5 protein-coding genes are annotated in these 7,500 nt (G+C 57.2%); 1 reads left to right on the forward strand and 4 read right to left on the reverse strand.

Going from position 1 to position 7,500, the window contains the following annotated elements; all coding sequences use genetic code 11:
• The first annotated feature begins 299 nt into the window (after positions 1-299).
• The gene (locus tag HY298_24050; GenBank protein ID MBI3853332.1) at positions 300-2,591 is read left to right on the forward strand and encodes a hypothetical protein; all 2,292 of its coding nucleotides are present in this window, start codon (positions 300-302) and stop codon (positions 2,589-2,591) included.
• A 52-nt stretch (positions 2,592-2,643) separates the two neighbouring features.
• Here HY298_24050 and guaA read toward each other — a convergent pair whose 3' ends face one another.
• From guaA to recG, 4 genes are all read right to left on the reverse strand, one after another.
• Positions 2,644-4,185, reverse strand: coding sequence for a glutamine-hydrolyzing GMP synthase (gene guaA / locus HY298_24055; GenBank protein MBI3853333.1), 1,542 nt, complete (start codon positions 4,183-4,185; stop codon positions 2,644-2,646).
• A 136-nt stretch (positions 4,186-4,321) separates the two neighbouring features.
• A complete protein-coding gene (locus tag HY298_24060; protein ID MBI3853334.1) occupies positions 4,322-4,675 on the reverse strand; it encodes a hypothetical protein in 354 nt (117 codons plus the stop codon).
• Positions 4,676-4,864: 189 nt separating this feature from the next.
• The gene (locus HY298_24065; protein MBI3853335.1) at positions 4,865-5,002 is read right to left on the reverse strand and encodes a hypothetical protein; all 138 of its coding nucleotides are present in this window, start codon (positions 5,000-5,002) and stop codon (positions 4,865-4,867) included.
• A gap of 45 nt (positions 5,003-5,047) precedes the next feature.
• Positions 5,048-7,159, reverse strand: coding sequence for an ATP-dependent DNA helicase RecG (recG, locus tag HY298_24070; GenBank protein ID MBI3853336.1), 2,112 nt, complete (start codon positions 7,157-7,159; stop codon positions 5,048-5,050).
• Between the last annotated feature and the right edge of the window lie 341 nt (positions 7,160-7,500).

The following is a 7,500-nucleotide window of genomic DNA, read 5'->3' on the forward strand; positions in this document are numbered from 1 at the left end:
CCCCGATGGAGACATTTACTACCTCCGCCACGCTCCAGACCCAGAAGCCAAACCCATCGTTCTGCTCCATTGCCCAGTGTTCTGAATCCATTCCAACTTTGATCGCACACTCTTTTCCAACTTTGTTTGCTACACGACATCATTTAAAAAAGTAGTTGACTTTATGGCTGGGAAGAACATTTTCGCTATGAATCCATTAACAGGCGCTCTTCATCTCCAGTCCGTGCAGTCTTGGCTGATGTGTCGTTTCGCCAGCATTGAACTTCAGGTGGGGGACGCAACCCGAAAACTCAAGCGTTATGAAGAACTTCTTTTCCTTCCTGGATCAAAGACGATTGTTTTCTTGCGAGCACCTTCTCTCCCGCACGTGCGGCTTCCGTGGGTATTCACGACTCTTCGCTGCCATCCTGGCAATTTGCTTTTCCCTCTGCCTGACCACCGTCACTGGACAAGCACAACCGCTGACCCGCGCCCAAGCCGCAGCGGCGTTGCTCGCACCCGGCAGCGGCGTCAGCATTGATGTCACCAACGCCAGTGTCTGGTCGCCCTTCGTCGATTATGGATTTGGCTCTGGCAGCGAGGGCCTGCTGCCGGTGGGTTCGGTGGTCAATCCACACGAACTGGGCTGGTTGCCTTATCCGGGGCCGGGGATGAGTGTGTCGTCACCGAGCTACTTCTTCTGGATCGATGATTTCCCCGGCGCGCAATTCCAGCATCCGGTCCGCTTTGCATTGGTGGATGCGTCGAACCTCGCTCCAACCGTCGCCAATGGCGGCATCGTCGTCACCGATCAAGGTTGGTGGCCGGTGGTCACGGCGGCGGGCGGTTCTCCAGTTGAGTTCTTTCACAACTTCGACGACATCGCGACTGCGGATCCGCCGGGTCCAGGTAATCCAAAAGGATTGATCGCCGGCTCGACTCTGTCGCCAGGTGGCGGGCTGCGGCCTGCCGGAAGCAACGGTCCGGACGGTCCCAATGCGCCGACGGCGTCGAATCCTTGCGGTCTGCTTCTGCGGGGCGACACGCGTTTTGATTTTGCCGCGGATATTCCGCAATTCATGCAGGACCTGATGAATCACTATGGCGTTTCCAGCAATCGCATCGTGAAAGCCAACGGCGGCAATCCGGCGAGCAGCGGCGATCTGGCCGCCGGGATCACGGCGATTTGCAACATGACGCCTCCCTGCGACAAGATTTACGTGCGCATCACTTCGCATGGTTCCAAAGGCGGGTTCAGCCTGACGGATGGGACGATTTCCTCCAGCAATCTTTGCAATCAATTCAAGAAACTCGCCGATAAAGGCGTGCCCATCTGTCTGATCATCAATTCGTGCTACAGTGGCAGCCTGCTGGATCCGCACAACTGGAATTTCCCCGCCGGCAGCGTCATCATGACTTCCACCGACAGCAACCACATCGGCTACGGCTGGAATTGGATTGAGGGTACGAACAAGTTCACTGGCTCGGCTTATCCTTCCGCTTACTCGCACTGTCTGAATGCCAATCCGACGAACAATCCGGGTCTGGACAAGAACGGCGATGGTTTCGTGGACGACGTCGAAGCGCACCGCTGGGTCACCAACGTGCAGCCCTGTTATGCGCGCCAGGACATCACCAACGAAATGTATTACCCCGCCGGAAGCGGGACGAACGCCAACCCCGGCCCGCAAGTCGTGACCGTCGGCACGGACCCGACCAAGATCAATCTCAACGTCTGCAACGGCAGCGGACAACCGAAGACGGATTTCCACATCATTTTTAAGGGCAATGTAAGCGGCGGCACCGCGCTCGCCTGGCAATCCGACGCGCAGGACCACATCGGTCCGCAATGGGCGGGAGGCGCGACGAACCGCACCGTGACCTACGATCCTACACGCAATGAAACCATGGTTTGCTGGATGGACGGCAGCGCCCCCGTCGCGTCCGGACAATACATTCATTTCGGCTATTTCCCGCCGAATGGCGGCTTGCGCCCGTTGCGGCAATACTGGACACCGACAACCAATCCACCGGCAATCAATGATCGGGTGCCGACGCGCGAATCATCCGTGGTGCCGGGAACAAACGCCAGCACCCCGACCATCCGCATTATCAGCCGCAGTGAAGCGTTCGATGGCTGGGGCCAGACGCAACTAGCGTTTGTCTTGGTCCGCTATACCCCGACGAATATTCCTTTGGATCGCTTGAACCTCGGTGACCCGGCCGTGAGTGGTTTGACCCCGTTGTTTGTGACGAACTTCTTCCTGGATCCTGATGTGCCCATCGAGTTCCCCGTCACTCTGCCCATGCAGCCCAACGATCCTGAGCCGTCGGTCGTGCTGGAATCCCGTTCGGCTTGGGAAGTCAATCAAACGCAAACCATCCAAGTCGAATTGATTCCTATGTCATTGGTCTCCGCAGCCCCGCTGATGCTCCACATCGAGAACTTGGGCGGCGCAATCAGAGTCACTTGGGACGCGACCGATGCAACGCTGGAAGTCGCCACCGATTTGACCGGTTCGTGGACGGCACTCATCACCGCCACCAGCCCGTACTTTGAAACGATTTCTCCCGGCACCCCGATGAAGTTCTTCCGCCTCCATCGCATGTAACGTCTCACAATCTTTTGAATCACTCGGTACGCCTGTGGCTTGTGACTCCAGTTCACTCCCACTCAATCGTCCCCGGCGGTTTGCTCGTGAGATCCAGCACCACGCGGTTCAGGCCGCGCACTTCGTTGGTGATGCGTAGTGAAATCTTCTCCAGCAAATCGTAAGGTAGCTTTACCCAGTCGGCGGTCATGCCGTCCTGCGATTCGACGGCCCGGATGGCAAGCGTCCAGTCGTAAGTCCGCTCGTCGCCTTGAACACCCACACTGCGCACCGGCAGCAGCACCGCAAAAGTCTGCCAGGTCTTGTAATAAAGTCCCGCTCGCTTCATCTCCTCGACCACAATCGCATCGGCGCGGCGGAGGACCTTTAGTTTCTCCGGAGTCACTTCGCCGAGGCAACGCACGGCGAGTCCCGGTCCGGGGAACGGCTGGCGGAAAACAATTTCCTTGGGCAAACCGAGTTCGAGTCCGAGTTGGCGGACTTCGTCCTTGAACAGACACTTCAGTGGTTCGACCAGCGCGAACTTCATCTTCTTCGGCAGACCGCCGACGTTGTGATGACTCTTGATCATCGCCGCTGGATTGCCCGCGATGGGCACAGACTCAATCACGTCCGGGTAAAGCGTGCCTTGGGCGAGGAACTTCGATTTTCCGGCGCGCTTGGTCGCGGCTTGAAAGACCTCAATGAACGTCCGGCCGATGATCTTGCGTTTGCGCTCCGGATCGGTGACACCTTTGAGCCGCGCGAGGAATAGCTTCGCCGCGTTCTCGTATTGCAGTTTGATATGAAAATGTTTTTCGAAAACTTCCTGCACCACCTCGGCCTCGCGCGCGCGGAGCACACCGTTGTTGACGAAGATGCAGGTGAGCTGGTCACCGATGGCCTTGTGGAGGAGCGCCGCCGCCACGCTCGAATCCACCCCGCCGCTCAAGCCGAGAATGACCCGCTCGCGCCCGACCTGCGCGCGAATGTCGTCCACGGCCTGATCAACGTAATGCCGCATCGTCCAATCCCTGCCGCAGCCGCAGACGCCGTGGACAAAGTTGGAAATAATTTCCCTGCCACGCGGCGTGTGGACGACTTCAGGATGAAATTGCAGGCCAAAAAGTTTTTGCGCGCGGTTCTCGATGGCCGCATAGGGCGAGTTCTCGGTGACGGCAACGGGTTTGAATCCATGCGGGAGCCGGGTGAGTTTGTCGCCATGCGAATTCCAGACCTGCAAATGTGCCGGCAATCCTCGGAACAGAGCGCACGATTTCGTCCTTATCGAGAGCGTGGCCTTGCCGTATTCGCGCTTCTGACCTTTTTCCACGCGGCCGCCCAGAAATTGCGCGAACAGTTGCACGCCGTAGCAGATGCCGAGCACCGGCACGCCGAGCTTGAAGATGTTCCCATCCGGCAGTGGCGCTTTCGGATCATACACGCTGGACGGCCCGCCGGACAGAATAAGCCCCCGCGGATGTAGCGCAGCGATCTTCTTCGCGGGCGTGTCGTAACGCAAAATCACCGAATAGACATTGCACTCGCGAATGCGACGCGCGATGACCTGCGTGTATTGCGAACCAAAATCAAGAATGACAATCTGCTCGTTCATGCGAAATGAAGCCGAAGTGTTTGCCTTTGGAAGAGGGCTTTGGCGAGTGAAAAGTGAAATGGACAACGCTTAAGCCGTCCCTACTTTGACTTCTTACAGTCAGAACGAGGCAAGCGGAAGCCGCCTCGACGCGACACTACTGCTTCACCACTTTGACTTGGCCCGAGCTGGCATCATAGACGATCTTCATGCCGTAGGGCGCATCGGGAATCTGACCGAGGTATTTTTTTTCCACCAGTTCGTTCAGGTCTTTCGGATTGCGCCCTTCCTGAGTGTTGAACAATTGAATGGCCTGGTTCAACGAAACGGTATCAATGGTTTTTACGGCGTTCTTTTGGGCCTTGCCGATGGCGCCCAGATAATCCACCGGCGCCGTGAGGGGATTGCCGCTGGTGGCCGAATTAGTTGACTGAGCCGGTTTGTCCGAATTCTTGCCGCAACCAACGAAAGTCAAACCGACCATCAAGCAGAGAAAGAAAGACTTTTTCATGGGCGCAGTTTAACTCCTGTTTTCAATAAATCCAAGCAGAAGCTTGGGCCACCAGAATCACGATTCGGCAGTTGAAAGATTTGGAAAAAAACAAAGCAAGAAACCGCTGGCAAGAAACACAAACAGGCCGGGCAAATGTTTGCCCAGCCTGCGCGAATGTTAATCTGTTCCTTCTCCGACCCGGGTCCGTTATTTAGCGGGAGCGGCTGGCGCGTTGGTTGGCATTTCCGGCGCTTTGGGCGCTTCTTCTTCCTTCTTGCAACCTACCGTGGCGAGCACGAACCCGGCGGCCAATAGTAAGAATAAGTAGTTCAGTTTGTTTTTCATAGGTCCTCAATTTAACAAACGGACACAAAAGGCCAAGCGAAATTTTCAACCGAATTTTTTTGACCGGTTCAAGTGCTCGGCGACCAGATTTCGAGCGCGCTCGATCAACTCCCTGTCACCCGCCAGATCGCCAAAGCGAAACCGGGGCAGGCCGCTCTGCTGTTGCCCGAGCAATTCGCCCGGACCGCGCAATTTCAAATCCTCTTCGGCAATCTGGAAGCCGTCGATGGTTTCCTCCAACACCCGCAGGCGTTCTTTTGCGTCATCGGTCTTGGCGGCAGCCACCAGAATGCAATACGAATCATGCGCGCCGCGACCGATGCGCCCGCGCAATTGATGCAGTTGCGCCAGCCCGAACTGCTCGGCGCTCTCGATCAACATCACCGTCGCGTTTGATACATCGACGCCCACTTCAATCACCGACGTGGCGAGCAAGACTTTGATTTTGTCGGCGCGAAAATCCGCCATGACGCGCTCCTTTTCCTGCACCTTCAATCGTCCGTGCACCATTCCGACCGGGTAAGGCGACAATTCCTTTTGTAGTTTCTCCAACTCTAGCGTGACGGCCTTGACGCCCAACCGACCGGTATCTTCGACTCGCGGATAGACGACATAAGCCTGCCGTCCTTCACCGAGTTTCTCACGGATGAACGCCCAGACCTTCGGCAATTTGTCCGCCGCGCGCACGAACGTTTTGATTCGACCACGCCCCGGCGGCAATTCGTCGATCACCGAAACATCCAGATCGCCATACAACGTCAGTCCCAACGTGCGCGGAATCGGCGTCGCCGTCATGACGAGAAGATGCGGGTAACGGCCTTTGCGGACGAGCTGTTCCCTTTGGGTCACGCCGAACTTGTGTTGCTCGTCAATGATCACCAGCCCGAGGTTGTCGATGCTGAAACCGGATTCGATGAGCGCGTGGGTGCCGATGAGGAGGGAAGCGTGAAGCGTGATGCGTGAAGCGTGATGCGTGCCGTCGGATTGGATGTTGGATGTTTTCTTGTTTCCCGTCTGTAATTCGACCCGCACCCCGAGCGGCTCAAACCAACGCCGGAAATTCTGATAATGTTGCTCCGCCAGAATTTCCGTCGGCGCCATGAGCGCCACGTTGAATCCGCTTTCCAAAGCCATCAACGCGCAACAGGCCGCGACAACCGTCTTGCCCGAACCGACATCGCCTTGCAGCAAGCGGCGCATCGGCTGAACGCCGGCAGACATGTCCTTCCGCAATTCACGCAGGACTTTGGTTTGCGCTGTAGTGAGCCCGAAACCGAGCTGCTTGAGAAACGGCTTGATGAGGCGATTGTCGCCGCCGCAGGGCAAACCGCGCGCGTTGGCCTGAAGATTTTTGCGCCGCGTTTGAATCGCCAGTTGCAACTCAATGAATTCATCCAGCGCCAATCGACGGCGCGCAACCTCCGTATCGTTCAACTCCTGCGGAAAATGGAGCATGTGGATGGCCTTTGCCCTCGTCGGTTGCGCATCGTAGCCGCAACCTTCAGGTTGCGTTTGCCCGCGCAGCTTAAAAGCTGCCGCTACATTCAATTCAGTCCAAGGCTCGACAATGTTCGCCTCATATTTCGCCAGCGTCCGCCAGATCAACGACCGCAACCAACGCTGCGGCAACCCCTCGGTCAGCGGATAAATCGGCGCGATGCAGTTGATGTGGATTGAACTGTCTTCGCCGCCTTCCATCACCTCTGTTTCGGGATGGTCAATGGTGCGCGGTTTGAGCGAGATCGGTTTGCCGAAGACAAAGACGTCGTCACCCACCGCAAAATATTTTTCCATGAACGGCAGATTCCACCAGCGGCAATGCAGCCGCGTGGTGCCGTCATCAAGGATGATTTCAAAGACGGACTTTTGACCGCCGCGATAACGCTTCAGTCCTAGCGCGACGATTTTGCCACGGGTCGTCGCGGCCACGCCGAGTTGCAGTTCCTTGATGGCGAGAAAATGCCGGCGATCTTCGTAACGTCGTGGGCGATGGAGGAGCAGGTCGCCGACGGTGAACAGTTCCAAGCGCGCCAACTGCGCGGCGCGTTCCGAGCCGACGCCCCAAAGCGAACTCACGGGCCTTCGCAACGCTGCCGTTGCTTCAGTCTCGCAAGCGGGAGTAGCGAGCGGAGAAATTTTGATTTTCGGCGGCGACATTGGTCGCACGATACAAACCGCTCACAACGGCTTCAATTGGAAACGGGGAGCGCAGCCGCCCCGGCTGCGGTTCGGCGCGCCCTCGCGCCGAACAATTCGCGCGGCGAACGTGCTCATTGATTTGCTCGTGCGCATCGCGAAGGCCAACGACGAGGGCGTCGTTGGCGGCACGCGAGGCGCGTGCGCTCCCCAAACAAATTTGGTTCTTCGCTGTTTTCGGTGGAGCCGCTGGGTAGTCTTTGGGCATGACGCCTGAAAAACTGTTTCATGAGTTGCTGGGATTGGGTTTGAACTGGGAAGTGGTTGAGAGCCGTTTTGACCACGAGAGCGGTACGGTCCGG

The sequence above is a fragment of the Verrucomicrobiota bacterium genome, assembly GCA_016200005.1.
GTDB lineage: Bacteria > Verrucomicrobiota > Verrucomicrobiia > Limisphaerales > PALSA-1396 > PALSA-1396.

Coding starts and splice junctions, on each gene's coding strand:
- HY298_24050 (MBI3853332.1), top strand. CDS start 300: ATGAAGAACTTCTTTTCCTTCCTGGATCAAAGACGATTGTTTTCTTGC.
- guaA (MBI3853333.1), bottom strand. CDS start 4,185: ATGAACGAGCAGATTGTCATTCTTGATTTTGGTTCGCAATACACGCAG.
- HY298_24060 (MBI3853334.1), bottom strand. CDS start 4,675: ATGAAAAAGTCTTTCTTTCTCTGCTTGATGGTCGGTTTGACTTTCGTT.
- HY298_24065 (MBI3853335.1), bottom strand. CDS start 5,002: ATGAAAAACAAACTGAACTACTTATTCTTACTATTGGCCGCCGGGTTC.
- recG (MBI3853336.1), bottom strand. CDS start 7,159: ATGTCGCCGCCGAAAATCAAAATTTCTCCGCTCGCTACTCCCGCTTGC.